The organism is Salinicola sp. LHM (genome assembly GCF_034479735.1).
GTDB classification, from domain to species: domain Bacteria; phylum Pseudomonadota; class Gammaproteobacteria; order Pseudomonadales; family Halomonadaceae; genus Salinicola; species Salinicola salarius.
Map to the genome: position 1 here is coordinate 4,061,245 of NZ_CP140261.1, position 26,282 is coordinate 4,087,526.

30 protein-coding genes are annotated in these 26,282 nt (G+C 64.6%); 19 read left to right on the forward strand and 11 right to left on the reverse strand.

Features of this window, described 5'->3' with window-relative positions:
- The first annotated feature begins 42 nt into the window (after positions 1-42).
- The 12 genes from R5R73_RS18480 (at position 43) to R5R73_RS18535 (ending at position 9,561) form a co-directional block, all read left to right on the forward strand.
- On the forward strand, positions 43-282 hold the full coding sequence (locus R5R73_RS18480) for a type II toxin-antitoxin system prevent-host-death family antitoxin (protein ID WP_322528307.1): 240 nt from the start codon (positions 43-45) through the stop codon (positions 280-282).
- Position 283: 1 nt separating this feature from the next.
- A complete protein-coding gene (locus tag R5R73_RS18485) occupies positions 284-676 on the forward strand; it encodes a type II toxin-antitoxin system VapC family toxin (RefSeq protein WP_322528308.1) in 393 nt (130 codons plus the stop codon).
- A gap of 142 nt (positions 677-818) precedes the next feature.
- Positions 819-1,610 carry a DUF3883 domain-containing protein gene (locus R5R73_RS18490; protein WP_322528309.1) on the forward strand — a complete coding sequence of 264 codons (792 nt, stop codon included), beginning with the start codon at positions 819-821 and terminating at the stop codon, positions 1,608-1,610.
- Between the two features lie 328 nt (positions 1,611-1,938).
- A complete protein-coding gene (locus R5R73_RS18495) occupies positions 1,939-3,186 on the forward strand; it encodes an MFS transporter (protein WP_322528310.1) in 1,248 nt (415 codons plus the stop codon).
- Between the two features lie 87 nt (positions 3,187-3,273).
- Positions 3,274-4,113 (forward strand): inositol monophosphatase, encoded by an 840-nt coding sequence (locus tag R5R73_RS18500; RefSeq protein ID WP_322528311.1) that lies wholly within the window; start codon positions 3,274-3,276, stop codon positions 4,111-4,113.
- Between the two features lie 214 nt (positions 4,114-4,327).
- The gene (locus R5R73_RS18505) at positions 4,328-4,603 is read left to right on the forward strand and encodes a hypothetical protein (RefSeq protein ID WP_322528312.1); all 276 of its coding nucleotides are present in this window, start codon (positions 4,328-4,330) and stop codon (positions 4,601-4,603) included.
- Positions 4,604-4,824: 221 nt separating this feature from the next.
- Positions 4,825-6,171 carry a type II toxin-antitoxin system HipA family toxin gene (locus R5R73_RS18510; protein WP_322528313.1) on the forward strand — a complete coding sequence of 449 codons (1,347 nt, stop codon included), beginning with the start codon at positions 4,825-4,827 and terminating at the stop codon, positions 6,169-6,171.
- A complete protein-coding gene (locus R5R73_RS18515; RefSeq protein WP_087720669.1) occupies positions 6,168-6,476 on the forward strand; it encodes a transcriptional regulator in 309 nt (102 codons plus the stop codon). The genes R5R73_RS18510 and R5R73_RS18515 overlap by 4 nt, the downstream gene beginning before the upstream one ends.
- A 58-nt stretch (positions 6,477-6,534) precedes the next feature.
- The gene (locus R5R73_RS18520) at positions 6,535-6,984 is read left to right on the forward strand and encodes a MarR family transcriptional regulator (RefSeq protein WP_322528314.1); all 450 of its coding nucleotides are present in this window, start codon (positions 6,535-6,537) and stop codon (positions 6,982-6,984) included.
- Between the two features lie 92 nt (positions 6,985-7,076).
- Positions 7,077-7,505 carry an organic hydroperoxide resistance protein gene (locus tag R5R73_RS18525; protein ID WP_087720665.1) on the forward strand — a complete coding sequence of 143 codons (429 nt, stop codon included), beginning with the start codon at positions 7,077-7,079 and terminating at the stop codon, positions 7,503-7,505.
- 160 nt (positions 7,506-7,665) lie between these two features.
- Complete coding sequence (locus R5R73_RS18530) at positions 7,666-8,889, forward strand: MFS transporter (RefSeq protein WP_322528315.1); 1,224 nt, start codon at positions 7,666-7,668, stop codon at positions 8,887-8,889.
- A 123-nt stretch (positions 8,890-9,012) separates the two neighbouring features.
- Positions 9,013-9,561, forward strand: a complete 549-nt coding sequence (locus R5R73_RS18535) for a DUF924 family protein (RefSeq protein WP_087720662.1) — start codon at positions 9,013-9,015, stop codon at positions 9,559-9,561.
- A 33-nt stretch (positions 9,562-9,594) separates the two neighbouring features.
- Here the strand turns inward: R5R73_RS18535 and R5R73_RS18540 are convergent, their stop codons facing one another.
- The gene (locus R5R73_RS18540; RefSeq protein ID WP_322528316.1) at positions 9,595-10,197 is read right to left on the reverse strand and encodes a LysE family translocator; all 603 of its coding nucleotides are present in this window, start codon (positions 10,195-10,197) and stop codon (positions 9,595-9,597) included.
- Positions 10,194-10,946, reverse strand: a complete 753-nt coding sequence (locus R5R73_RS18545) for an alanyl-tRNA editing protein (RefSeq protein ID WP_087720659.1) — start codon at positions 10,944-10,946, stop codon at positions 10,194-10,196. Before R5R73_RS18545 ends, R5R73_RS18540 begins: the two co-directional genes overlap by 4 nt.
- Before the next feature lie 126 nt (positions 10,947-11,072).
- Here R5R73_RS18545 and R5R73_RS18550 point away from each other — a divergent pair, with 126 nt between their 5' ends.
- Positions 11,073-12,470 carry a PLP-dependent aminotransferase family protein gene (locus R5R73_RS18550; RefSeq protein WP_322528317.1) on the forward strand — a complete coding sequence of 466 codons (1,398 nt, stop codon included), beginning with the start codon at positions 11,073-11,075 and terminating at the stop codon, positions 12,468-12,470.
- An 18-nt stretch (positions 12,471-12,488) separates the two neighbouring features.
- Here R5R73_RS18550 and R5R73_RS18555 read toward each other — a convergent pair whose 3' ends face one another.
- A complete protein-coding gene (locus tag R5R73_RS18555; RefSeq protein WP_322528318.1) occupies positions 12,489-13,478 on the reverse strand; it encodes a D-2-hydroxyacid dehydrogenase in 990 nt (329 codons plus the stop codon).
- 283 nt (positions 13,479-13,761) lie between these two features.
- Here R5R73_RS18555 and R5R73_RS18560 point away from each other — a divergent pair, with 283 nt between their 5' ends.
- Entirely contained in the window at positions 13,762-14,340 is a 579-nt protein-coding gene (locus tag R5R73_RS18560) for a histidine phosphatase family protein (RefSeq protein ID WP_322528319.1), read from the forward strand.
- 80 nt (positions 14,341-14,420) lie between these two features.
- On the opposite strand, the gene R5R73_RS18565 is transcribed toward R5R73_RS18560, so the two are convergent.
- The 3 genes from R5R73_RS18565 to R5R73_RS18575 all read right to left on the reverse strand — a co-directional run bounded on the left by R5R73_RS18565 (position 14,421) and on the right by R5R73_RS18575 (position 17,501).
- Complete coding sequence (locus tag R5R73_RS18565; protein ID WP_322528320.1) at positions 14,421-15,167, reverse strand: carbon-nitrogen hydrolase family protein; 747 nt, start codon at positions 15,165-15,167, stop codon at positions 14,421-14,423.
- Positions 15,164-16,216, reverse strand: a complete 1,053-nt coding sequence (gene pyrC, locus R5R73_RS18570; protein WP_322528321.1) for a dihydroorotase — start codon at positions 16,214-16,216, stop codon at positions 15,164-15,166. Before pyrC ends, R5R73_RS18565 begins: the two co-directional genes overlap by 4 nt.
- A gap of 82 nt (positions 16,217-16,298) precedes the next feature.
- The gene (locus R5R73_RS18575; RefSeq protein ID WP_322528322.1) at positions 16,299-17,501 is read right to left on the reverse strand and encodes an MFS transporter; all 1,203 of its coding nucleotides are present in this window, start codon (positions 17,499-17,501) and stop codon (positions 16,299-16,301) included.
- A gap of 212 nt (positions 17,502-17,713) precedes the next feature.
- Between R5R73_RS18575 and gmk the strand changes: the two genes are divergently transcribed.
- From gmk to thpR, 5 genes are all read left to right on the forward strand, one after another.
- Entirely contained in the window at positions 17,714-18,388 is a 675-nt protein-coding gene (gene gmk / locus R5R73_RS18580) for a guanylate kinase (protein ID WP_110630917.1), read from the forward strand.
- 159 nt (positions 18,389-18,547) lie between these two features.
- The gene (gene rpoZ, locus R5R73_RS18585) at positions 18,548-18,805 is read left to right on the forward strand and encodes a DNA-directed RNA polymerase subunit omega (protein ID WP_087720644.1); all 258 of its coding nucleotides are present in this window, start codon (positions 18,548-18,550) and stop codon (positions 18,803-18,805) included.
- A 137-nt stretch (positions 18,806-18,942) separates the two neighbouring features.
- Positions 18,943-21,102 carry a RelA/SpoT family protein gene (locus R5R73_RS18590; RefSeq protein WP_322528323.1) on the forward strand — a complete coding sequence of 720 codons (2,160 nt, stop codon included), beginning with the start codon at positions 18,943-18,945 and terminating at the stop codon, positions 21,100-21,102.
- A 116-nt stretch (positions 21,103-21,218) separates the two neighbouring features.
- The gene (locus R5R73_RS18595; RefSeq protein WP_322528324.1) at positions 21,219-21,608 is read left to right on the forward strand and encodes a RidA family protein; all 390 of its coding nucleotides are present in this window, start codon (positions 21,219-21,221) and stop codon (positions 21,606-21,608) included.
- 37 nt (positions 21,609-21,645) lie between these two features.
- Entirely contained in the window at positions 21,646-22,161 is a 516-nt protein-coding gene (gene thpR, locus R5R73_RS18600; RefSeq protein WP_322528325.1) for an RNA 2',3'-cyclic phosphodiesterase, read from the forward strand.
- Positions 22,162-22,163: 2 nt separating this feature from the next.
- Here thpR and R5R73_RS18605 read toward each other — a convergent pair whose 3' ends face one another.
- From R5R73_RS18605 to phnL, 5 genes are all read right to left on the reverse strand, one after another.
- The gene (locus tag R5R73_RS18605; RefSeq protein WP_322528326.1) at positions 22,164-22,823 is read right to left on the reverse strand and encodes a DapH/DapD/GlmU-related protein; all 660 of its coding nucleotides are present in this window, start codon (positions 22,821-22,823) and stop codon (positions 22,164-22,166) included.
- A 9-nt stretch (positions 22,824-22,832) separates the two neighbouring features.
- Positions 22,833-23,612, reverse strand: a complete 780-nt coding sequence (phnP, locus tag R5R73_RS18610; protein WP_322528327.1) for a phosphonate metabolism protein PhnP — start codon at positions 23,610-23,612, stop codon at positions 22,833-22,835.
- Positions 23,609-24,166: a ribose 1,5-bisphosphokinase gene (gene phnN / locus R5R73_RS18615; protein WP_322528328.1), complete on the reverse strand. Its 558-nt coding sequence runs from the start codon at positions 24,164-24,166 to the stop codon at positions 23,609-23,611. The genes phnP and phnN overlap by 4 nt, the downstream gene beginning before the upstream one ends.
- Positions 24,167-24,348: 182 nt before the next feature.
- Positions 24,349-25,497 carry an alpha-D-ribose 1-methylphosphonate 5-triphosphate diphosphatase gene (locus R5R73_RS18620; protein WP_322528329.1) on the reverse strand — a complete coding sequence of 383 codons (1,149 nt, stop codon included), beginning with the start codon at positions 25,495-25,497 and terminating at the stop codon, positions 24,349-24,351.
- The gene (gene phnL, locus R5R73_RS18625) at positions 25,494-26,246 is read right to left on the reverse strand and encodes a phosphonate C-P lyase system protein PhnL (protein ID WP_322528330.1); all 753 of its coding nucleotides are present in this window, start codon (positions 26,244-26,246) and stop codon (positions 25,494-25,496) included. Before phnL ends, R5R73_RS18620 begins: the two co-directional genes overlap by 4 nt.
- Positions 26,247-26,282 lie beyond the last annotated feature (36 nt).

Below are 26,282 nucleotides of genomic sequence, written 5' to 3' on the forward strand. Positions count from 1 at the left end.
CGAGTAGACTAAGCCCAATGAACTAAGCCACCGGAATATCCAATGGAATCCGTCAACATTCACGAAGCCAAGACTCGGCTCTCCCAGCTCCTCGCGAAAGCCGCGCAGGGAGAAGGTTTTGTCATTGCCAAGGCCGGCAAGCCGATCGCCAAGGTCACGGCCATCGATAGCCCGGACGCCGGGCAGCAGAAGCGGCTTGGCTTCATGAAAGGCCAGTTCAAGGTTCCCGAAGACTTCGACCGCATGGGCCAAGACGAAATAGCCGACATGTTCGGGGGCTGATATGAACCTGCTCCTCGATACCCATGTTCTGCTCTGGGCAGCGGCAGAGCCAGAGCGGCTCTCCGATGAGACGGTCGGGCTCATCAACGATCAGGGCAACAAGGTCTATTTCAGCGCCGCGAGTCTTTGGGAGATCGTCATCAAAGCCGGGCTAGATCGACCTGACTTCCAGGTAGATCCACATCTCCTGCGCCGCGGCTTGATCGAGAACGGCTATCTTGAGCTACCCATCACGTCTCAACACACCTTAGCGATCAGCCACTTGCCGGACATTCACAAGGATCCGTTCGATCGAATCCTGGTCGCCCAGGCGGAGTCCGAGGGCTTTCTGCTTCTGACGGCGGGCGAACTGGTCGCACGTTATCCGGGACCGATTCGCCGAGTCCCAAAATGACCGATCGGGCTAGCGCGCTTGTAGCATTGCCGAATGTGAAATCACTCACTAACACCAAATGAATCTTCGTTGAGTCATTACCATGCCCCAATCGCCTTGGAGCGTTATCGAAGTCGAAGCCATTGTCGCAACGTACCGGCAAATGCTCGTCGCCGAGCTGAGTGGGCAGCGCTACAACAAGCGCCAACTCAATCAAGCGTTGATGGAACGCCTTGATGATCGATCCCTATCTTCTATCGAATACAAGCACCGCAATATCAGCGCCGTACTGCGCGATGCGGACTGCCCCTACGTGAACGGCTATAAGCCCTTGAGCAACTACCAAGGGATGCTCGTCGAAGCCGTGGAGCGGGTATTGTTGGGTAGCGAACTCTTCGATCGTGCCGCCCGTTTTGCGGCCGAGCGCCCGGCAGTCGATTCGGCCGAGCCAGCCGACGATGCCATCATCGTCATGCCACCCGAGCCGTCTCGGCCACGCCATGGGATCAACGAGAAGCCCGCCGCCTACGAACGGCAACCGCGCAAGCGAGACTATCTAGCGCGCGAGGCGCAGAACCGTGAACTCGGTCTAGCCGGCGAGCGTTTCGTGGTCAGCTACGAACAACACCGTTTGAAGCAGGCCGGCCATGCCAAGCTGGCCGATAAGGTCGAACACATCGCGGAGACGCAAGGCGATGGCGCAGGTTTCGACGTGCTCTCTTTCGAAGCGGATGGTCGGGAGCGATGGATCGAAGTCAAAACGACCGCATTCGCCATCGAAAGCGCCTTCTTCATCTCCCCTAATGAACTGGCCTGCTCCCGCTCTTACGCCGATCGCTACCATCTATTCCGCCTATTCGACTTCCGGCAACGACCGCGGATGTTTTGTTTACAAGGCGATCTGTATGATCATCTGTGGCTGGAGGCCAATAGCTACCGGGCAGGAGTAATTTAGATCCAGCTAACGTACACACCACAGCCATCCTCCCGGTCAAAAGTTGTTCAGCCATAAGGGCCAGAGCAGTGAAGCGAATGACGAATCGCTCAATCAGATATCGATCTCATGCTTCTTGGCCGCAAATTCTGAGTGCAGCACTAGGCCATTTCGGCAAGGTGCCCCCACGAGGCCAAAAGCACATCACGACGCCCAACCCCGTTCCTGAAGTCGAAACCACTACCCACCCTCGACCATTGGCGTAGAACCATCCCGATTTTGGCCTTGATCGGCTACCCTTGCGTCCCTGGCTTTGCCGCCGTGACGCAATACCTTTCGATCTCCAAGGATGGCTCTCTTGTCGACTTCCGCGATGCCCCGCCGGGGCGTTCTGACTCTCGTGGCGCTGCTGCTGGTGGCGCTCAACCTTCGCCCGGCGCTGACCAGCGTGTCGCCGGTGCTCGGCAGCATCGCCGAGGCGCTGGCGCTCTCCCCCAGCTGGCAGGGCATTCTGACAACCCTGCCGGTGCTGTTCCTGGGTCTCGCGGCGCCGCTGGCGCCCAAGCTGGTGCGTCGTATCGGGCCGGAGCGCAGCGTGTTTGCCGCGCTTGTGGTGTTGGCGGTGGCACTGCTGGTGCGGCCCTATATCGGCACGGCGGGGCTGTTTCTGGGTACGGCTGTCGCCGGGGGCTGCATCGGGATCATCGGGGTGTTGCTGCCGGGTATCGTCAAGCGGGACTTCCCCCGTCGCGTCAGCCTCATGACGGGGCTCTACACCGTGGCGCTCAACCTCGGCGCTTCCGCCGCCGCGGGCACCACGGAGCCGCTGCGTCAGGCGTTGGGCGGGCTTTGGCAAGACGCTTCGCAAGGCGCTTCCCAAGGGGCTTCTTACAGTTCCTGGCAGGGTGCGCTGGCGTTCTGGCTGCTGCCGGCGGTGATCGCGGCGCTGTTCTGGCTGCCGCAGCTCAAGGGCACCAAACCCGCTCGCGTACCCGCCCGTCGCGGCGCGCGGCTGCGTCACGATCCGCTGGCATGGCAGGTGTCGCTGTTCATGGGGTTGCAGTCGTCGCTGGCGTACATCGTGTTCGGCTGGCTGCCGACGATCCTGCAGGACCGCGGGCTGGCAGCGGTCACCGCCGGGCTGGCGCTGTCGGTGTCGATCCTGCTGCAGGTGACCACGGCGATCCTGGCGCCGTGGATCGGCAGCCGCATGCGTGACCAGCGGGCGGTGCTGGTCGGGGTGATGGCGCTCACCCTGATCGGGCTGCTGGGCTGTCTCTATGCGCCGATCGGCAGCATATGGCTGTGGATCGTGGTGCTGGGGCTGGGTCAGGGCGGCACCTTCAGCATGGCGTTGACCCTGCTGGCGCTGCGCGCGCCGGATGCGACAACGGCCGCCAGCCTCTCGGCGATGGCCCAGGGCATCGGCTATACCCTGGCGGCGATGGGGCCGCTGCTGGTCGGCGTGCTGCACGACTGGAGCGGCGGCTGGAACGTGGTGGGCGTTCTGGTGAGCGCGATCGCCCTCGGCGCGTTGGTGATGGCGCTGGGTGCCGGGCGCGACCGCCAGGTGGCGTCGACCTCGGGTGTGGATTGACGGCGCGGATTGAAGTTTCGGGCCGACGAACCCGGGCGCCAGAATCGGTTACTCTAAGAGTGAGACCCAACGACCCCGGAGACTCGCATGCCAGCCAGAGCCATCAGCCTCGAGCAACAGCAGCGCCTGATCGAGATCGTGCGCGATGCCGCCAAAACCGAAATCCTGCCGCGCTTTCGTAATCTCTCCGAGGACGCCATCCGCTCGAAGAGCGCGCCGGACGATCTGGTGACCGATGCCGATCAGGGCGCGGAGCGGAGGATGACGGCGGCGATCCGCGAGCTGTTGCCGGAGGCGACGGTGATCGGCGAGGAAGCGGTGGCCGACGCCAGCGCCAATCTCGACGATATCGCCGGCGCGGAGCTGGCGCTGATCATCGACCCGGTCGACGGCACCTGGAACTTCGCCCGCGGGCTGAATCAGTTCGGGGTGATTCTGGCGGCAACCAGCTTCGGCGAGACGATTTTCGGCTTGCTCTACGATCCGCTGGCGGACGACTGGATCGTTGCCCGTCACGGCGAAGGCGCCTGGTTCGGCCGCCCCGATGGCAACGAGCGCCGGCTGCAGGTCTCGGATACCGACAGGTTCGACGAGATGGTTGGTTCCACCTCGATCCGGCTGTTCCCCAAGGCGCAGCAGTATCAGCTCTCCGCGACCTTCCCCGACTTCCAGCGCATGATGGCCTTCGGCTGCGCCTGCCATGAGTACCGCACCATGGCGTTCGGCTTCGTCGATTTCATGCTCACCGGCAAGCTGATGCCATGGGACCACGCCGCGGGGCTGATGATCCACCGGGAAGCCGGCGGCTATTCGGCGCTGCTAGACGGCACGCCCTATCAGCCGACGATTCATCAGGGCAGCGTGCTGGCGGCCAGTTCGCGGGCGCACTGGGAGCGGCTGCGTGACAATTTTGCGTTCCTGGTCTGAAAAGTGCCTGCGCTCGCCCAGGCGGCGTTAAAAATTGGCTCACTGAACGACGTTCAGAACGTCCGAAGGACGACCCGAAGGGTGAGCGGAGCGAGTCACATGCTCATTTACATCCCGTAAACTGGGGCGCCAGTCCGGTCCGTTTTCGCCAATTTTTACCTTAGCTACGCGCCCCGGCCTTGCCTTCGCTCATCGACTTTTCAAGCAGAGCATAGTGACCTGGCCGCCATTAACACTCCATGACGACGAAAACCGGCGCCGAGAAGGCCAGGACATCACCTTTCGCGTCGGCAATCTGGCCGACTCCTCGCTGGTGGCACGTCGACTGGTGCCGATGAATTACGTGGTCGCCGCGGCGCTGCTGGGCCAGGGGCTGGTGCTGTTTCCCACTTGGCTGATCGGCGATGCGCTGTCGAAGGGGATCTGGTTCCTCTCTTGGCCGCCTGGCGCGGCGAGGTCATGCCCGGCCGCCGCGACATCCACGTGCTGATCGCCGAGCACCGCCTGCGAACGCGCAAGGTGCGCGCGTTTCTCGATTATGTCTCCGAAGCGATATTGCCCACCCCGCTGTGGGACCGGTCGGGATGAGAGCATCCTATTTGAGCAATTTATGACTCATAAATGTCGGGAGAACATTTTAATGAGCAAGAAATGACTCAAATTGAGCCAGGCATGATAAATTTGAGCAACAATTTACCCAGTGCGATCGATATGTCACTGACGATACAGTTGTTCCATCATGGCCAATGGCACGATGCCGCAGAACTTCAGATCGATGACCCGAAGGCAGGCCGGCGCGGCACCATCGCGCTTGGGTACTCGACCGATTACGCCATCGACTGGATGGGCCGGGATGACGAGCACGCCTGCAGTCTGAACCTGCCGGTCGAGCTGATGCTCCTGTATCGCCGGACGAATTGGTTCGCCATGCTCGACGACATCATGCCGTCGGGGGCCAGCCGACGTTACTGGGTCAATCGACTGGGACTTCAGTCACTGCCCCCACACGAACAGGACCACGCCTTGCTGGCCCAGGGCACGATAGCGCCCGTCGGCAATCTGCGCATCAAGCAGGCGCTGCCCCAACTGCCGACGGGCAGTCAGCTGAAACACCATCGATTCACGCTGGACGATGTCGTGGAACGCCATACCGACTTTCTGGAATATGCCCAGCAGGTGGGCGCCGCCGGTGGTGGTGCGACCGGCGCGGGCGGCGAAGCACCCAAACTGCTGCTGCGTCGCGGCGCGCAGGATGAAATCTGGATCGATACCTGGCAGGACGATCCCCGTAATACCGATGCACATTATCTGGTGAAATTCCCCCGCGGCCACCGCTCGGACATGGATTGCGACATTCTGCGCGCGGAGTACCACTTCTATCACGAGCTGCAGGCACTGGGCGTCGACACCATCGATATCCGCGGTATGGAACTCATCGAAGGAACCCGCTACCCCAGCCTCTGGCTGCCTCGATTCGATGTCGATTTCATCGAAGGAGAACGCACACTCTTCGGTCTGGAGTCGCTTTATTCGCTGCTGGAGAAGCCTCCGGGCACTTTCCTCAATCATTTTGAAGCGATCGACACGCTGGTTGCCAAGTGTCAGCAGCAATATCGCGTCAGAGAAATGGGCGAGACCTTCGACGTTTCCCGTTTCGTCGTGGAGTGGGTCAAGCGGGATCTTCTCAACGTCGCTTTCGGCAACTCGGACAATCATGGCCGCAATACCGCGATGATCAAGCGGCCCGATGGCCTGGGGCTGGCGCCGGTCTATGATTTCGCGCCCATGAAGGCGGACCCCGAAGGCATCATACGCACCACACAATGGGGCGCGCCCTACGAAGAAGGCGGCCGTTTCGACTGGCAAGGGATCGCTCAACGGCTCGATCCGCTGGTTCCCGCCGACGACCTGCTCGCCGAGCTCCGCCAGCTGGGAAGACGATTGAAAGGCCTGAAAGCTCGCCTGCGGCAGCGAGGCGTTCCGAATTCGATTCTCGATCTGCCCGCGTTGGGATTCGACTATCTCGACGAAAAACTCGATGCTTGGGGGCTGACATGAGCCGTCTTTCTCCTCAGGAACGTGAAGCGCTACTGTTCGATCTGCTCGACCAACTGTTCGAGGAAAAAATCACCACGGGAGTGCTTCTGAAACGACTGCGCCGGGAGGTTCTGGAGATGAACCAGACCCGCTATGCCGCACTGGCGTCGGTGAGCCGACGAACGCTTTCGGCCATCGAGAACGACAGCGGGACCCAATCACTGGGTTCTCTCAATCGCGCCTTTCGCCCTTTCGGGCTTAGCGTGGGTCTGCTCCCGCGTGATCGCTCGACCCGTCAACGCCTGCTGACGCGATCCTCCTCGTGATCACCTTCATAGCAAAACCTAATTAGCGATTGAATCGTGCGCGATATAGATTGAATGCATGACGATACCCAACGATACCGACGACACGCTGGCCCTGGAATCGCAGCTCTGCTTCGCGCTCTATTCGACCCAGCTGGCGATGAACAAGCTCTACCGCGGCCTGCTGCGCGAGCTCGATCTGACCTATCCCCAGTACCTGACCATGCTGGTGCTGTGGCAGCGGGACCGGCAGACGGTGTCGGAGATCGGCGAACAGCTGTACCTGGATTCGGCCACGCTGACGCCGCTGCTGAAACGGCTGGAAGTGGCAGCGCTCATCACCCGGCAGCGCTCGCGCCAGGATGAACGCCAGGTCGAGATCGCGTTGACCGAGAAGGGCCGTTCGCTGCGCGAGCAGGCCAAGGCGATCCCCCATGCCGCCGGCTGTGCGGGGCAGTGCACGCCCGAGGAGGCTGCCGAACTGCGCGATGCGCTGCATGGACTGCGTCGGCGACTCGACATACAGTGAAGCGTTAGCATGCTTGGCGGAAGATTATCTTTACCAACTAGATCGCACACGATTCAATAGACCGCGATCACAAACCCGGAAGGAGATTCATCATGTCACTCGATAACGTCCTCTATCGTGCCGAAGCGACTGTTACTGGCGGCCGCGACGGCCGTGCCACCGCCGCCGACGGTGCCATCGATCTCAAACTGTCGACGCCCAAGGAACTGGGTGGCGCCGGCGGCGATGGCACCAACCCGGAGCAGCTGTTCGCGGCCGGCTATTCCGCCTGCTTCATCGGCGCACTGAAACTGGTCGCCTCGAAAGAGAAGGCCAAGCTGCCCGACGACACCCGGATCCAGGGCGAAGTCGGCATCGGCCCCAAGGGCGAGGGTTTCGGCATCGAAGCGACGCTGACGGTGAAGCTCCCGGGCATGGATCGGGAACAGGCCGAAGCGCTGGTCGAGAAGGCCCATCAGGTCTGCCCCTACTCCAACGCCACTCGTGGCAATATCGATGTGACCCTGAACGTCGAAGTGTGATCTCGCATCGCAACCCAAGTGAAGATCCGAGGCCTCTTTTGCGGCCTTGGATCGTTATGTCCAGGGAAGTCGTGATGGCCACGCTCCTGATCGCCTTGGGTAACGGGAGGCGTTAGCGTGCTAATATCCCTTGCTATCCGCCATCCGGAACCGACTGCCCGTGCCCGCCATCGACTCTCGCACCGACAAATCCACGCCACACACCGATACGCCCACGCCTTGGCCGACCATTATTCTGCTGGCCCTGACTGCCTTCTGCGCGGCCGCTACGCAGCGCATTCTCGATCCCATGCTGCCGCGGATCGCCGAGGTCTATACCACGACATTGAGCGGCGCTTCCTGGGCAATCACCGCCTTCGCGATCGTCTATGGTTGCCTGCAACTGGTATTGGGCCCAAGCGGCGACCGCTACGGTAAACTGCGCGTCATCTCGCTGTTCGCGGTCGTCGCCGCTGTCGCCAGCCTGCTCTGCGCGCTCTCGGGAAGCCTGGCGACGCTGATTGCCGCGCGCATGCTGGCAGGCGTCGGCTGCGCAGCGGTGATCCCGCTATCGATGGCCTGGATCGGCGACAATGTGCCTTACGAGCAGCGCCAGGCCGTGCTGGCGCGCTTTCTGATCGGGCAGATCTGCGGGCTCGCCTGCGGCCAGACCTTCGGCGGCCTGGCTGCGGAACAGGATTGGTGGCAGTGGCCGTTTCTGGTCTACACCGTGCTGTTCGCCGCCGCCAGCGGGCTGCTGTGGTATCGCGTCGGGCGGCATGAACGGCCCCAGGGCCGGAAGCCGGAATCGCTCGGCGTGAGCCTGCGCCACGTGCTGCAGAAGCCGTGGCCGCGCGTGGTGCTGATCAGTGTGTTCTTCGAGGGCGCGGCGGTCTTCTGCGGGTTCGCGTTCGTAGCCAGCCATCTGCACGTCGCCGGCGGGCTGCCGCTGACCGAGGCCGGGCTGATCCTGGCGGTGTTCGCCGTCGGCGGATTGAGTTTCGCGCTGCTGGCGCGGCGGTTGGTTCCCAAACTGGGCGAAACCGGCCTGTGCCAGCTGGGCTGCGTGCTGATCGCGATCGCGCTGGCCGCCATCTGCCGCTGGCCGACGCCCGGTGTCGCCGTCGTTGGCTGCTATCTGTTCGGGCTGGGGTTCTACATGCTCCACAACACGCTGCAGACCACCGCGACGCAGATGGCACCGGAGCGACGCGGCGCCGCCGTCTCGCTGTTCTCGACCGCGTTTTTCACCGGCCAGTCTCTCGGCACCGGCATTGGCGGCGCCATCATCGCCTTCTCGGGTACGACACCGACCCTGGCGCTGGCCACCGTCGCCGTGCTGCCGGTCGGCTTCGGCTTCGCCTGGCAGATCCGCCGCCGTGACCGGGCGCTGGTGCCAGCGTAGCGGTGCCGTCTTCGAATCTTCCCTTTGTCGAGGGTTCAGGGCGGCCGGCAACGCCGAAGCGAGACCGCGCGCCAGGATGCTGCCAGACTCGATGAAACCGATCGCCAACCGGGAGACCGACTCATGACCCTCGCCACCTCGCAGCAGGTACTCGACTTCTGGTTCGAGGAGCTGACACCGAAACAGTGGTTTATCAAGAGCGACGACCTCGACCGCACCATCACCGAACGCTTCGGCGAGACGCTGGCCGCCGCGGCCCGCTGCGAGTGCTGGCAGTGGCGCGAGACGCCCGCGGGCCGGGTGGCGGAGATCGTGGTGCTCGACCAGTTCTCGCGCAATATCCATCGCGATACGCCGAGTGCCTTCGCCCAGGACCCGCTGGCGCTGGCACTCGCCCAGGAACTGATCTCGCGAGGCGAGGATGACGCACTGCCGCTGACCCGGCGCATCTTCGCCTACATGCCATTCATGCACAGCGAGTCGCTGGCGATTCACGATCAGGCGGTCAAGCTGTTCGACCAGCCCGGCATGGAGGAGCAGCTGGATTACGAGCACCGCCATCGTGCGATCGTCGAGCGTTTCGGCCGCTACCCGCATCGCAACGCGATTCTGGGGCGCGAATCGACGCCTGAAGAGATCGAGTTTCTGCGCCAGCCAGGCTCGTCGTTCTAGTCGTGAATCTTGGCTGTATCGCGGCTTCGGCTTTCAGCTCAGGATGAATCCCACGCAGGCGGCGGTCGCCAGCCCCATCACGCCGTTGAAGACGCGCCAGGCGCGCGGCGTCTTCAGCAGCCTGCCGATCGCCATGCCGAAGCCGGCCCAGAGCGAAATGCAGGGGAAGGCGACCAGCTCCATGAACAGCGACAGGATTGCGGCATTGACCAGCAGGGAACCATCGTTCGGCATGAAACCGGCGATCAGCGCGATGCCCATCACCCACGCTTTGGGATTGACGAACTGGAACACCGCCGCCTGCCAGGCGGTCAGTGGTCGTGCCCCTTCTCTGGCTGCCAGGTCCGGCGGCGGCGCGGTGGCGATCTTCCATGCGAGATAGAGCAGATAGATGGCGCCGACGATCCTGAGCGCCTGCTGCACGACCGGAAAGCGCTCGAACAGCACGCCGAGACCCAGCGCCACGGCCATGAACAGCACGAAACAGCCCGCCATGATGCCGAAGATGTGCGGCAGCGTGCGGCGATAGCCGTAGAGCGCGCCGGAAGCGGTCAGCATCACGTTGTTGGGGCCGGGCGTGCCGGTCATCGAGATCGAGAACAGCGCCACCGAGAACCACCAGGCCAGCGAGGTCATTTGCCACCCCCTGGCGTTTCCGCCCAGGTCAGCGTGAAGCGGCGATTGCGCGCGCCGCGATTCTTGATGCTGGCGACCTGGATCGCGCCGACCTCGGCGGTCGAATTCACGTGCGTGCCGCCGCAGGGCTGGTAGTCGACATCACCGATGCGAACCATGCGGATCTCGCCGGCGCCACGCGGCGGCGTCACCGACATCGTCTTCACCAGCTCGGGACGGGCATCGAGCTCCGCTTCGCTGATCCACTCGCTGGTGACCGGATAGTCGGCAGCGATCAGGGCGTTGAGGCGCTCGGTCAGTTCGTCCTTGTCGAAGCTGGCCTCGCCCAGATCGAAGTCGAGCCGGCCACGCTCGGCGCCGATGCTGCCGCCGGTCACGCCGTGGGGCACGACCACGGAGAGCAGGTGTAGCGCGGTATGCATGCGCATATGGGCATGGCGCCGCGCCCAGTCGATCTGCTGGGTGACGCTCTGGCCGACTTCCAGCCGGTATTCCCGTGCATCCGCCGGATCGAGCAGATGATGCACCTCGCCATTGTCGCCTTTGCGCGTATCGCGCACCGCCAGGGTACGCCCGTCGGCGGTGATGAACACGCCCTGATCGCCTGGCTGGCCGCCACCGTGGGGATAGAACAGCGTGGCATCCGTGACCACCACACCGTCTTCGCCGATTGCCCCTGTCGTTGACAACACGGTCGCCAGGTTTTCACGGGCGTAGGGCAGTTCGCGGAACGTCAGCACGGTAGACATCGGATACCTCTCCAGGAAGTCGTTTTCCAAAATTGTATGGGTTCAATTTATTGACACAGCGATTAATCTTCCGAACAATCCGAGCATAAACCCACCGTTTCTTCGGTCAACTCGATTTTTGTCACCATGACAATCTGGATACCCACACTCCCCGGCCAGGGTCCGCGCTATCGCGAACTGGCCGATGCCATCGCCGCCGCCACGGCCAGCGGCGAACTGCCGGCGGGCGCCAAGCTACCGCCCCAGCGCCGGCTGGCGGACGCGCTCGGCGTCACCGTCGGTACGATCACACGCGCCTACGCGCTTGCCGAACAGCGAGGTATCGTCAGCGCAAGAGTCGGCAGCGGCACCTACGTGCGCGACAGTCAGCCGCGGACCGAGCCCTTCAATCATGTCCGACAGACCCCGCCCGAGAGCGACATGATCGATCTCAGCCTGTCGCTGCCGCCTGCGCATCCCGAGCGCGAGGCCGCACTGGGGCGGGCAATGCAGGCGATCCAGCACGATCCTGCCAGCCTGCGTGCGGCGATCGACTACCAGCCGGAGCAGGGCCAGACGGGCCAGCGGGAGATCTTCGCCGACTGGCTCACCCAGTCTGGCCGGCCGGTCTCGGCGGACGAGCTGCTGATCGATCAGGGCGGAATGCACGGCATCTATCTCAGCCTTAGCGCGCTGCTGGCGCCGGGCGAACGGCTGGCCGCCGAACGCCTGACCTACCCTGGTCTGATCAGCGCGCTGCAGCAGCTCTCGCTCAAGAGTGTGGCGATTCCCCATGACGAGGAAGGCATCGATATCGACGCCCTGGCCAGAGCCTTCGACCAGCAGCCGTTTCGCGCGCTCTATGTGATGCCGGACTGCCATAATCCGACCACCGCGCGGCTCGGCGAATCGCGCCGTCGGGATCTCGTGACATTGGCGCGGGAGCGGCAGTTCTGGCTGATCGAGGACGAGGTCTACCAGCACCCGCATATCGAACCCGCGACGCCGCTCTACCAGCTGGCGCCGGAGCGCACCGTGACGCTGTTCTCGGTCGCCAAGCTGCTGGGTGGCGGCCTGCGCGTCGGCGCCCTGCGTGCGCCCAAAGCGTTGCACGGCCGTTTGACGGCAGCGCTGCGCGCCCAGAGCTGGATGCCGCCGCCGTTGATGACCTCGCTGGTCTGCCACTGGATCGCCAGTGGCGATGCCGCCGCCCTGCTGGCATGGCAGCGCGAGGAGCTGGCATGGCGTTTCGATCACGCCATGCAGAAGCTGGGAAGGTTCAAGCCGCGCGGGCAGCGCGGCGGCTTCTATCTATGGCTGCCGTTGCCCGGCGAGCTGCGCACCAGCCATGTGGTCGAACAGTTGAAGGCGCGTCGGGTCAGCGTCAGCAGTGCGGAAAGCTTCTGTCTCGGCAATGTCGCGGCGCCGCAGGCGATCCGCATCTGCATCAGCGCCGCCGAGAGCCGGGAAGCGCTGGATCGCGCGCTGGACATCATCGCCGAGACGCTGGGCAACCCGGACCCGATGCTGTGGCAGACAGTGTGAGCGAAGCTTCGATTTCGATCAGTAGCCCAGCGCCGTATCGACCCGATTCTCCAGTGGCCGGTCGTCCAGATAGCGCTCGACATTGGCGAAGAAGAAACGCAGGCAGCGCGGCACGTAGTCGGCGTCGTAGAGCCCGCTGTGCGGCGTGACGATCAGGTTGCGCGTGGTCCAGTAGGGCGAATCCGCGGCCAGCGGCTCCTGGGGGAAGACATCCAGCACGGCGCCGCGCAGCTGCCCGGCTTCCAGCCGCTTCGCCAACGCCGCGACATCCAGCACCGGGCCGCGGCCGATGTTGATCACGCCGCCACGCGCGGGCATTGCCGCCAGCTCCGCCTCACCGACCACGTTGCGGGTCTCCGGCGTCAGCGGCAGCGTGATCAGCAGGAAGTCGGCATCGGCCAGCGCGTCCTTCAACCGGCTCTGCGGCAAGCTGACATCGGCGAGCGGATGCGGCTTGCCCGAACGGCTGACGCCGATCACTTTCAGATCGAGCCGCTTGGCCGCCTCGGCCGCCGCGCTGCCCAGCGCGCCCATGCCCAGGATCACCACCGTCTTGCCGTCGATGGGTTCGATCGCGGTCTGCTCCCAGTGCTTCTCGCGCTGTTGGGTGACGAAATCCGGCAACCGGTTGTTGAGCATCAGCAGCGCGGTCATCGAGAACTCGCGGGCCCGCGCCTCGTGGTTGCCCTTGGCGTTGGTGACCAGCACATGGGCCGGCAGCCGGTCCAGCGGCACTCGGTCCACCCCCGCGCTGGTGATATGGATCCATCGCAGGGCGGGCGCCCGTGCGGCGACGTCGGCGATATCCAGCGCGCCGACCAGAATCAGCACCTCCGCCGTCGCCAGCGCGGCATCGAGGGCGGCCTCGTCGTGGCTGAAGCTCAGCGCGATACGCGACGACAGCCCCGCGAACTCGTTCAGAATGCCGAAGACGCGCTCGTCGGCGAAGTCCTTCGACTGCCGGAAATCAGGGTCGGTATAGATATGGATATCGAGAGCGGTGGACATGAGGCTCCTCGCGCGCGGTTCGCGGTGATGGGATCATGGAGGGCCGGATCGCCAGCTGACCTGGGCGTGATGAAATCCGGCCGTCATCCGATCCGACGGTTGTCGTGTGCAGATCGTGTTATATGAAGATCGTGTTGTATGACGATTGGCGAACCCGCAGTGTTACCGTAAAACCTCATAGCCGGCAAATCATCGCCCGGCGAAACGGCGAGAATCGCGTTCCCCGTTCGATGTCATGCCGTACCGCCCGCGCCAAAACAACCGTCATGCCAAAGGAACCGCCATGCCTGCCCTGATCCGCCGCCCCTTCGTCTTCCTCCGCCACGGCCAGAGCACCCGCAATCTCGAACGCCGGATCGGCGGCCAGCATGACGTGGCGCTGACGCCGCAGGGAGAGGAAGAAGCCCGGCGCGCGCGGGCGCTGCTGGGCGATATCGACTGGTCGCTGGTGGCCGCGAGCCCGCTGCAACGCGCCTATCGTACCGCCGAACTGGCGCTGGGCCGAGCGCCGGATCGTGTCGTCGACGGGCTGATGGAGCGCCACTGGGGCGAGCTGGAAGGCCAGGCGATTCCGGAAACCATTCCCTACATGAGCACGCCGGCAGGCGGCGAATCCTGGGAGGCGTTCGTCGAACGCATCGCCGACACGCTCAACGCGCTGCTCGAGGAAGCCGACACCCCGCTGATCGTCGGCCACTCCGGGCTGGTACGCGCCGTACGCTGGCTGGCTCATGGCACGCCTGCCGGCCCGCGCTCGGCCAATGCGATCCCGCTGTGGATTGCGCCGGAGGGACGCCACGCATGGTCGATCATCCCCTTCGATACAACGCTCGCCCGGGCCAACGGCTCAGTCGGCTGCTGAAACCTCGGGCGCTCCTGTTCGAGACGCGTTTTCTTGACTATCGTCGGTCATCCGTGGCCAGACAATTCCACAATTGATCGCTATTTGAGTGCGTGGAGCCGACCCGACCAGCCTTCGTCCTGACGAGTGGCTACTACCAGCATATCGCTATTGTCGGCAACCATCAGCTCTCCTTCCGGAGTCCAGAATCCGCTTTTGCCGATTGCCATCATGCCGCCAGTGGCCGCGTTATGATTGGCCATGCCCACCAGTAGGTTGTGGCGCGCCGCCGTTCGCGCAAGTTGATCAGTGTCGGCGGCATATCCGCCTTCGGTGATCAACACGCCAGCAAGATAGACCGTGGCCCCGAGCTTGGCGTACTGCTCGGCATGTTCGGATGCATTGGTGTCGGCACAGATGGCGATGGCGACTCGCTCATTGTTGAAATCCAACAAGCAGTGCTTCGTACCGGGCTCGAAGACCGCCTCTTCCCCCGGATGGAGATGCCGCTTGGCGTAGGTAGATGCTTCTCCGGTCGAGGAGATGGTCAGAGCACCTACTCGAGGGCGTTCGCTGCCCATCAGAGGTAGGCCGGCGACGACACAGAGCTCATGGCGCTTTGCTGCTTCGATAAGAGGCGCTAAACAAGGATCGTTCGGTGGCAGCGCCAGTTCCGCAGCGAGAGCTGGCTCATATCCCGTCAACGAGAGTTCAGGAAAAATCAGTAGTCCCACGCCAGCCGCAGCAGCCTGCTCAATTACGACCAGATGACGCGCCAAGTTGGCCTCAAAATCGCCGGCGACCGAGCCGATCTGCGCCAGGCCAATGCTCAGAGGGTCTCTGGTCATGCCTCCACCGCCACCGACCAGCTCAGCGACTCTCCCGCCTTATAGGGCACGAAAGTGTTGTCGCCTTGGCCGATCGACTCGGCAACGGGTGTGGGTCGGCGCCTCAGCGTCACGCTGCCTTCATTCAACGGCAGGCCGTAGAAGCGTGGGCCGTTCTCGGAACAGAAGGCTTCGAAGTGCTGGAGCGCGCCTTCCTGCTCGAACACGTCGGCATAGATCGAGAGCGCGGCTTCGGCGTTGAACACGCCGGCACAGCCGCAGGATGTCTCCTTGGCGGCGGTGACGTGGGGCGCGGAGTCGGTGCCGAGGAAGAAGCGCGGGTGGCCGCTGGCGACGGCCTTTCGCAGCGCCTGCTGGTGCTCCTGCCGCTTGAGGATCGGCAGGCAGTAGAGGTGCGGGCGGATGCCGCCGACCAGCATGTCGTTGCGGTTCTGGGCCAAGTGCTGTGGCGTCAGCGTGGCGCCCAGGAACTCGTCGCCATCCAGTACGAACTGGGCCGCTTCCTTGGTGGTGATGTGCTCGAAGACCACCTTCAGCTCGGGGAACTGGCGGCGGATGTCGGTCATCACCTCGTCGATGAAATGCTTCTCGCGATCGAAGATGTCGATCTCGCCCCGGGTGACCTCGCCATGGATCAGCAGCGGCATGCCGATGCGCTGCATCACTTCCAGCAGCGGATAGACGTCGGTGATCCGCTTGACGCCGTGCTGGGAGTTGGTGGTGGCGTTGGCCGGGTAGAGCTTGGCCGCGGTGAACAGGCCATCGCCGTGGCCCTGTTCCAGCGTCTCGCGGGAAACGCTCTCGTTGAGATAGCAGGTCATCAGCGGGGTGAAGTCATGGCCGGCGGGAGTTGCCGCCAGAATCCGCTCGCGGTAGGCGCTGGCCGCCTCGATCGTGGTCACCGGCGGCACCAGGTTGGGCATGACGATGGCGCGGGCGAAGGTCTGGCTGGTGTAGGGGAGCACCGTCTCGAGCACCTCGCCGTCACGCAGGTGCAGGTGCCAGTCGTCGGGGCGGCGGATGCGAAGCGTGTCGGGCGAAGCGGTCATCGGGAACTCCTGGCAGTCGGTTGAGCGAATCGGCACTCATGATACCAGAGACCGCCTCGCCGGCATTCGCCTCGCATCACGCCTAGGCGGACGCCTGGCGGCGGTTCCGGCGTAGCAGCAGCCACAGCGCCACGCTGCACAGCACCGCGACGAGCAGGTCGAACAGCAGCCCGGTCATCTTGAGGCTGAGAACGCTGCCGACGAGGCCGATGCCCACGACCGGCAGCGAGATGGCGATATAGGCCACGAAGAAGAAGGTGGAGACGACGGCCGCCTTGTGCTCGTCGGGGCTGGCCGCCGTCACCGCGCCCATTCCGGCACGGAAAGCGATGCCCTGGCCGATGCCGGCGACGATCGCGCCGATGATGAAGCCCGCCAGCTGCGCCGCGCCGATCCCCCAGGCGACGAAAAGCACGCCGACGAACAGCACCCCGCAGCCGATCGGCAGGCGGCGCGCCTCGGCCAGACGCCCCTGCAGCATCTGGCCGACCGTGGACGCGATGAACAGAAGCCCGGCCACGAAGCCGATCAGCGCGTGATTGGTATAGCCCAGCACCTTGCCCAGAAAGGCAGGCGTCACGGCGGTAAAGAAACCGCACACCATGAAGCCGGCAAAGGCGGCGATGGCCGCCGGGACGAACACGCCCCGCACCTCGGCGGGCACCTTGAGTTTCTGCACCCGCAGGCGAATCCGCTCGGGGCGCTTCACGGTTTCCGGCGCACGCCAGATGCAGACCACCGCCACCAGGGCGAGCACCAGGTGGACGATATAGGGCAGCGCCAGCGGCATGGGAAAGAGTACCGCCAGCACGCCGGCGAGCATCGGCCCGAGGCCCAGGCCACCCATGTTGGCCGCAGTGGCGACGAGAGTGCCGACGCGCTGCCAAGAGGCCGGCACCAGTTCCATCACGGCGACGGTCGCCGTGCCGGTGAAGATGCCGGCGGAGACGCCCGACAGCACCCGCCCCGCCAGGATCATCCCCAATCCGTCCGCGTGCCAGAACACCAGGTCGCTGACGATCGACGCCGCCAGGCCGGCAAACAGCAGCGGGCGGCGGCCGAGCTGATCGGACCAGCGCCCGGTAATCAGCAGCGCCGCGATCACGCCGGCAGCGTAGACGGCGAAGATGATCGTGATCATCAACTGCGAGAAACCCAGCTGTTGCTGGTAGATGGGATAGAGCGGCGTCGGCAGTGTGGTGCCGATCATCGTCGCTGCGAAAGCCAGGGCAACCCCCAGAAATGGGCCGGCGCGGCGGGTTTCGGTAGCGTTCGAGGCGTTCATGGACGTCCTTGTCGGTTCGGCGCGGTCGCTGGCGGGACCGAATGTCACGAATGGGGAAGCAGTGTAGCCGATAGGGCTCGGCCAATCCGCGCCGGTGCCGACGATCTCGCCCCGTCTTCCGGCAGCGTCGCCCGGCATGGCGGGCTATCGGGGGTATGGCGTTTCCGTGGCATAATAGGCCGCTTCATGCATTCCCGGACGGTCGTTCTGTCATGTCGCACGCTTCTCCGACGCCTCATACTCCTGTCGCCGAATTCGGCGCCGGTGCCCTGGGCACGCTCTACATCGTTTCCGCGCCCTCCGGCGCCGGCAAGACCAGCCTGGTGCGCGCCCTGCTCCAGCGCAACGCGGATATCGGCGTCTCGGTGTCTCATACCACGCGGGCGATGCGCCCTGGCGAGCAGGATGGCGTCAACTATCACTTCGTCAGCCAGCCCGAGTTCGAGACGATGGTCGAACGCGGCGAGTTCTTCGAACATGCCTGGGTCTTCGATCGCCACTACGGCACCTCGCGGGTGGAGGTCGAAAAGCGCCTTGCCGTGGGCGAGGACGTGATCCTCGAGATCGACTGGCAGGGCGCCCAGCAGGTGCGCGCACAGGCTCCCGATGCCGAATCGATCTTCATCCTGCCGCCCTCGCGAGCCGCGCTCCAGGAGCGGCTTTCCGGACGCGGCACCGACGACGAGGCGATCATCGCGCGGCGCATGCGCGACGCGGTCAGCGAAATGTCCCATTACGACGAGTACGAGCACGTCATTATCAACGACGACTTCGAGCACGCGCTGAACGAGCTCGAGTGCATCGTCCATGCGCGCCGTTCACGGCTCGACAAGATGCAGGCACGCCACGCCGCCCTGCTCGAGTCGCTGCTCAACGATGTCGACTGAGTGCCGCAGCCGCCCTGACCCCGGTGGTCGCGGCGGGGCTTGCTGGCCGGAGATGGCGCGCTCTTGTCAGAGATAACGCAACTCCAGTAGACTGCTCGGTCCCGCAGACCCCGTATTCCGGGGCGCGTCTACCCATTTTTTGGCAGCAGGGCTACCATCATGGCACGAGTGACCGTCGAAGATTGTCTGGAACATATCGAGAACCGTTTCAAGCTGGTAATGATCTCGTCCCAGCGCGCCCGTCAGCTCGCGCGCGGCTCCCGCGATGCGCTGCTGCCGTGGGAAAACGACAAGCCGACTGTCATGGCACTGCGCGAGATCGCCACCGGCCAGATCGACGACAGCATTCTCGACGAACCGGTCGAAGCCGCACCGCCGCGTCCGCGCCCCGAGCCGACCCAGGAATACGATATCTGAACCAGGCTTCCGGCGTGACCTGTGCTTCCGTGTCGTCGTCACGACCGCCGCGGACCGGTTGCCGAACGGAATGTCGATAACGGGTTGTCAATCGGGCTGTCAATCGGACCGTTAATCATATAGGGCAGGCGCGCCGCATGTTCACCATCGATGACCTGGCCGATCGCCTCGGCGGCTATCTCCCGGACGACGAGATTCAGCAGGTCAAGCGCGCCTTCTACTATGCCGAGCAGGCCCACGATGGCCAGCAGCGCCGCTCCGGCGAGCCTTACGTCACCCACCCGCTCGCCGTCGCCAATATCCTCGCCAACATGCACATGGACCATCAGAGCCTGATGGCCGCCATGCTGCACGACGTCATCGAGGACACCAGCGTCTCCCGGGAAGCCCTCGAAGCGCAGTTCGGCGAGGCCGTGGCGGAGCTGGTCGACGGCGTCTCGAAGCTGACCCAGATCACCTTCGAGGACAAGGCGGTCGCCCAGGCCGAGAATTTCCAGAAGATGGTCATGGCGATGTCCCGCGACATCCGCGTGATCATCGTCAAGCTCGCCGACCGCCTGCACAACATGCGCACGCTCGGCGCGCTGCGTCCGGACAAGAAGCGCCGGATCGCCCGCGAAACGCTCGAGATCTACGCCCGCATCGCCGGGCGGCTGGGTATCAACACCATCCGCGTCGAGCTCGAGGATCTCTCGTTCCAGGCGATCCACCCGATGCGGTCCGAGCGCATCAAGCGCGCGGTGGCGAGCGCCCGAGGCAACCGCCGTTCGACCATGCGCCAGATCCAGACCAGCCTGCAGCGCCGGCTCGACGAGGACGATCTCACCGGCAGCGTGGTCGGGCGGCAGAAGCATCTGCTGTCGATCTATCGCAAGATGCACGACCAGCGCAAACCGTTCGCCGAGATCATGGACGTGTTCGGCTTTCGCATCATCACCGACAGCGTCGACAACTGCTATCGCGTGCTGGGTGCGGTGCACAATCTCTACAAGCCGGTGCCGGGGCGCTTCAAGGACTACATCGCGATCCCCAAGGCCAACGGCTACCAGAGTCTGCACACCACGCTGTTCGGCCCCAGCGGCATGCCGATCGAGGTGCAGATCCGCACCCGCGAGATGGAAGCGATGGCCAACAACGGCATCGCCGCCCACTGGCTCTACAAGGCCGGCCAGACCGAACGGCCCATCGCCGCCGGCAGCCATGCCCGCGCCCGCGAATGGGTTCGCGGTCTGCTCGAGATGCAGCGCCACGCCGGCGACTCGCTGGAGTTCATCGAGCACGTCAAGAACGACCTGTTCCCGGACGACGTCTACATCTTCACCCCCAAGGGCGACATCATGGAGTTGCCTCAGGGGGCGACGGCGGTCGACTTCGCCTACAGCGTTCACACCGATATCGGCAACAGCTGCATCGCCTGCCGTATCGACCGCCATCTGGCGCCGCTGTCGACCCCGCTGGAAAGCGGTCAGACGCTGGAGATCATCACCGCCCCCGGCGCGCGCCCCAACCTGGCCTGGCTCAATTTCGTGATTACCGCCAAGGCCCGCTCGGCGATTCGTCACGCCCTGAAGAGCCAGCAACGCAGCGAGGCGATCCAGCTCGGCCGCCGCCTGCTCAACCGCGCCCTGGGCAGCTTCGAGACCAGCCTGGAAAAGCTGCCTTCGGAACGGCTCTCGGCGCTGCTGGACGAGCTGGAGCTCAAGACCGAAGACGACCTGCTCGAGACCATCGGCCTCGGCACCCGCCTGGCGCATACCACCGCGCGGCGGCTGGTCACGAACGATCTTCCGGTCGAAACCATCGCCGGCGGCGAGCGGGATCTGGACCGGTTGCTGGCCGATTCGCCGCACAACGGCCCGATCGTCATCAACGGCTCCGAGAGCATGGCGATCAGCTTTGCCCGCTGCTGCCACCCGCTGCCGGGAGACCCGGTGATCGGCCACCTGTCGATCGGCAAGGGGATCGTCGTCCACCGTCACGAGTGTGGTAACCTCGACGAGTTGCGCGACGATCCCGACAAGCTGGTCTCGTTGACCTGGTCGAAGCAGATCGATCAGGATTTCCCGGTCCCGCTACGGATCGAAGTCGAGACCCGGCGCGGCCTGATCGCCGAACTGGCCAGCCTGATCACCGATGCCGAGGCCAATATCGAGCGCATCGGCATCGAAGAACGCGACGCCCGGCTCTCGATCGTCAACCTGACCATCCTGGTCAAGGGCCGCATTCATCTGGCGCGAATCATCAAGCGCCTGCGCAACCTGAATCACATCGGCCGCATCGTTCGCGCCCGAAACTGATCCGTGACGGCTGCCCCGCCGCGTCATGCGCGGCGGGGCAGCGTTTTTTCGAAATGGCCATGCCATTAGAAAAATATTTATGAAAAGGCATTGGATAAGAAACTGGAGGGTACGCCATGAGCAACAAAGCCGTGATCAACACCGACAACGCCCCGGCCGCCATCGGCCCTTATTCACAGGCCATCAAGTCGGGTAACACCGTCTATCTTTCGGGCCAGATTCCACTCGACCCCACCACCATGGAAATGGTCTCCGACGACTTCGAAGCCCAGGCCCGCCAAGTCTTCACCAACCTGGCCGCCGTGTGCCAGGAAGCCGCCGGCTCGCTGCAGGACATCGTCAAGCTCAACCTCTACCTGACCGATCTCGACAACTTCGCCGTGGTCAACAAGGTGATGGAAGAGTTCTTCCAGCCGCCCTTCCCGGCCCGTGCCGCCGTCGGCGTCAAGCAGCTGCCCAAGGATAGCCAGGTGGAAGCCGAAGCGGTCATGGTCATCGGCGACTGAGCCGGCCTTGCGCCCCTGGTGACCGACCGGATCGTCGATGAGAAGACTCTTCTTCGCCCTCTGGCCCGACGACACCACTCGCCAGGCACTGGCCGCCGAGGCCGAACGCCTGGCGCCACTCTGCGGCGGCTACCCGCTGCCCGCAGAGAACATGCACATCACGCTGGCGTTTCTCGGCAATGTCGACGAAGCCCGGATCGCTCCCCTCGTGGCCCTCGCCCAGGGCTGGCCGGCGCTGCAGGGCGAGTGGACGCTGGATCGGCTAGGGCATTTCCCCCAGCCTCGCATCGTCTGGGCCGGCAGCCAGATGCCGAGCGACGCGCTACTGACGCTCGATGCCGAGCTCTGGCAGGCGCTGTCCCGCCACGGCTTCACCGCGCCGCAACGTGAATTCACCCCTCACGTCAGCCTGGTACGCCAGGCCGAACGTGCGGCACCCCAGTCACGGCTGCCCACGTCGATCCGCTGGCGCTTCGACCATCTCGCCCTGGTGGAGTCGCAGCTCGGCAACGGCGGCTCGCGCTATCGGACGCTGGCTGACAACATCAGCTGAGATCATGGCGATGGGCGCGACTCGCCCTCGGCGGCTTCGAGAAACGCCCCGGTATCGCCCTGGAACAGCGGCAGCATGCGGGCCAGACGCGCATGGGGCCAATCCCACCAGGCCAGCGCTTCCAGGCGTGCCGAGATTTCCGGATCCTCGAAGCGGGGCCGCAGCGGACGAGCGGGGTTGCCGACAACGATGGTGTAGGCGTCAACGTTCTTGGTCACCACACTGCCAGCACCGACGATGGCGCCATTGCCGATGGTGATGCCGGGCAGCACGATGGCACCGTGGCCGATCCAGACATCGTGACCGATCACGACACGATCCTCGGCGCGCCAGTCGAAGATCCGGTCGTCGACGCCCTGGTCGCTGCCGGCGAAGCCGAACTTGCCGGGGCGGTAGCTGAAATGGTGCAGCGTCGGCCGCCACCAGGGGTGATTGCTGGGATTGATACGCACGCTGGAGGCGATCGACGTGAATCTGCCAATCTCGGTGAACATCAGGTCGCAATCGCGCTCGACATAGCTGTAGTCGTCGAGCGTGACGTGGTTGAAGACGCAGCGATCGCCCACCTCGGTCCAGGCGCCCAGGCGACTCTCGTGGAGTTTCGCCGTGGGCGCGCCGGTGGGGGCGGCGCTCAAGCGTCGGGAAGCGGGCTGTGAAGACATGAATCCCTCTCAGAAAAGAATGTCGCTGCCATCGACGGCCAACTCCACGCCTTCCGGCAGGGTTCGCGACGTTGCCAGGAAGTCGGCGTCCAGTTCGTGACTGATGTGCGTCAGCCAGGCCCGCGCTGGCGACAGTCGCTCGATGATCTCCAGCGCCATGCTGACGTTGTTGTGGTTGCGGGGCGCGGCGTGAGACTCCGGGTGCGGGGAGTTATAAGAATCCGGATGGGTGGCATCGATCACCACACCATGCGGCCGCCATTCGGTCAGGAAGCGTTCGGTGGCGCCGGGCAAGCCCACGGTATCGCACAACCAGGCCAGCCGATTGACGCCGTCGGAGATCGCGTAGCCCAGCGTCGGCTTGCTGTGATTCAGCGGCAGCGGCGTGACCTCGAGCCGGCCCAGCTGCAAGGGCCGAAACGGCTTCAGGCCGGGCTGGAAGTCGAGAATGCCGGGGTTCTTGTGCAAGTCGGCACAGCCTTGAGGGTCTTTGGGACCGTAGGCCGGAATCGGTTCGCCCCGGCCCCAGCGCAGATGCAACAGCCCCTGCACATGATCGGCGTGATAGTGGGTCAACAGGATGGCGGCCGGGCGCTGGCGCTCGCAGCGGGCGGCCAGATCCATGCGGCCGGCGTCGATCAGAATCAGGGCGCCATCGAGTTCGATCTCGCCGCAACAGGGCTCGCGGCGGTGGCAGCTCAGCAGCCGCGCGCGCTGGCAGGCCAGGCAGTCGCAGCCGAAACAAGGCACCTGGGCGCTGTCACCGGTGCCGGCGAAGCGCAGCTTCACGCCGGATCGTCCGATACGGGTGCGTCGTCGAGCCAGGCTTCGAGCGTCTTCACGCCCTCCGCCAGCTCGCCGCCGTTATCGATTCGTGCGACCCCGGAAAGCGTCTCCTCCTCGCCGCTTCGCGCCAGTCGCGCCTCGATCTCGGCCAGCGTCTCGCGCCCGCGAGCGATCAGACGCCGGCGCAGCGCCTCGGCATCCGCCACGACCAGAACCGGCATCAGGGCCGCGCCGAAGCGTTGACGGGCACGCTCCAGCGCTCGCCGGCTGCCGTTGAACACCACCGTATGCCCCGCCGCCAGCCACGCTTCGATCTCGATGCCGACGCCGTAGTCGAGCCCATGTGCGCTCCATGAAAGGCAGAACAGCCCCTGCTCCCGCCGCCAGTGGAATGCCTCGCGGGAGAGTTCGATACAGTTCTCCGCCCCGCCGCTGGCGCGCGTGATGTAGCGATGCGCCACCAGCGCGGCCGGGCGCCGTCGTGCCAGCTCGCGCAGCAGGCTGTCCTTGCCGACGCCGCTGGCGCCCATAACGTAGATCAAACGACCTTCATCCATATCGCTGCCTTTATGTATAAGCGTTCTCGGATTTCTCGGTCCTGAGATAATCGGCCCTGAGATAAATAGCCGAGCGGGATGAAGCACGAGGCGCCCGAGGCTCTAAAGCCAAGACATAACGGGTGTTAGGCGAGGATTTTGAGCCTCGGGCAACAAAGTGATTCGCTCGCGCAGGCATTTATCTAGTGAACCTGCCTACCCGCGGACCACACCCGTTGCACCACCGGATGATCGTCGATCAATCGCACCCGCAGCAGATCGGCACGCAGCCCCGGCGCCAGGCGCCCACGATCGGTCAGGCCTACCGCTTCGGCCGGTATGCGTGTCGCGGTGGCGACCGCCCGGGGCAGTGCGTAGCCGTTCTCCATCGCCGCCACCCGGAATACGGCATCGAGCAGCGCCGCCGGATAGTAGTCCGACGACAGGATATCCAGCACGCCCAGCTCGACGAGTTCGGCGGCGGCGATGTTGCCGGAATGGGAACCGCCGCGAACCACGTTGGGTGCGCCCATCATCACCGCCATGCCAGCGCGGTGGGAGGCCTCCGCCGCTTCGCGGGTGGTGGGGAACTCCGCGACCCGGGTGCCGTATTCATGGCTTTCGACGACGTGCTCGACGGTGGCGTCGTCGTGGCTGGCGATCGCCAGGCCGCGTTCGCGACAGCTGGCCGCGATGGCGCGTCGATGCTCGGCGCTGTAGCGCTGGCTGTTGTCGATCTGGGTCGCCATGAAGGCATTCATCGCCGCGTCATCGAGCTGGTACTTGCCCTGATAGTAGACGCGATACGCCTCGAGGCTGGCGAACTGGCGTTGGCCGGGGGCGTGATCCATCAGCGAGACCAAGCCCAGCAATGGTGATGACGACAGCTCGTTGAACCGTACCAGCGTGTTCGGGTGACTGACCTCGCAGCGCAGGTGCAGACGATGATCGACCCGCGCCAGACCGTCGTGAACGATCTGCGAGAGAGCGTGGCACATCTCGTCCAGCGCCCGGTGGCGCATGCTCTGCTCGTCGACGTCACCGATCGAGACCGCATCGAACACGGTGGTGATGCCGCTGGCCGCCATCTGGGCATCGTGAGCCAGCGCCGCCTGACGCCCCGGCCATTCGACCTTGGGCCGCGGCTGGAAATACTTTTCCATGTTGTCGGTATGCAGCTCGACCAGCCCTGGCAGCAGCGTGTCGCCTTCGCAATCGACGGCGCCCGTAGCCTGGCTCGCGCCGCGGTCGATGGCGGCGATCCGGCCGTCGCGGATCACCAGCGTGCCGTCGATCACCTCATCATCGAGCACCAGCCTGGCGTTGGTCAGTACCTGTTCCTGCGCACTCATGACAGCGTCTCCTGAGTGTTCTGGGTGACGGAAGCGCGGGCGCCGAGACTGTCGTCCAGCGGCAGCAGGCGATCGGCGACGCGATCGCGGACGTCCTCGTCGTGGAAAATGCCGAGCATCGCCGCGCCGCGGGCCTTGGCCTCGCCGATCAGGGCGATCACCACGTCGCGATTGGTGGCGTCCAGCGACGCGGTGGGTTCGTCGAGCAGCAGCAGCGGATGCTCGCCGATGAAGCCGCGGGCGATGTTGACGCGCTGCTGCTCGCCGCCGGAGAAGGTGCCGGGCGGCAGCTGCCACAGTCGCTCGGGCAGGTTGAGCCGGGCCAGCAGCGTCTCGGCGCGCTGGCGGGCCTCGTTTTCGTCGGCACCACGCGCCAGCAGCGGCTCCATCACCACGTCGACGGCGGCGACCCGCGGCACCACGCGCAGAAACTGGCTGACGTAGCCGATCACGTCCCGGCGCAGGCCATGCCAGGCGTAGGCCGGCAACGTCTCGAGGTCGAGTTCGCCATCCTCGAAATGCAGCCGGATGTGACCCCGGCCGATGCGATAGTCGCCGTGGAGCATCTTCAGCAGCGTGCTCTTGCCGATACCGCTGCGGCCGGCCAGCACCAGGCATTCGCCGGCGTCGAGGGTCAGCGAGAGATCGCGCATCACGTCGATCTCGAGCCCGCCCTGGCCGTGCAGCAGGAACCGTTTGTGCAGCCCATCCACCGTGAGGCGAGGTCGGGCGTTCGTCATGGAATGCATCAAAAAGCCCCTTCAATGAGTTTGAGGAGTGTCGAA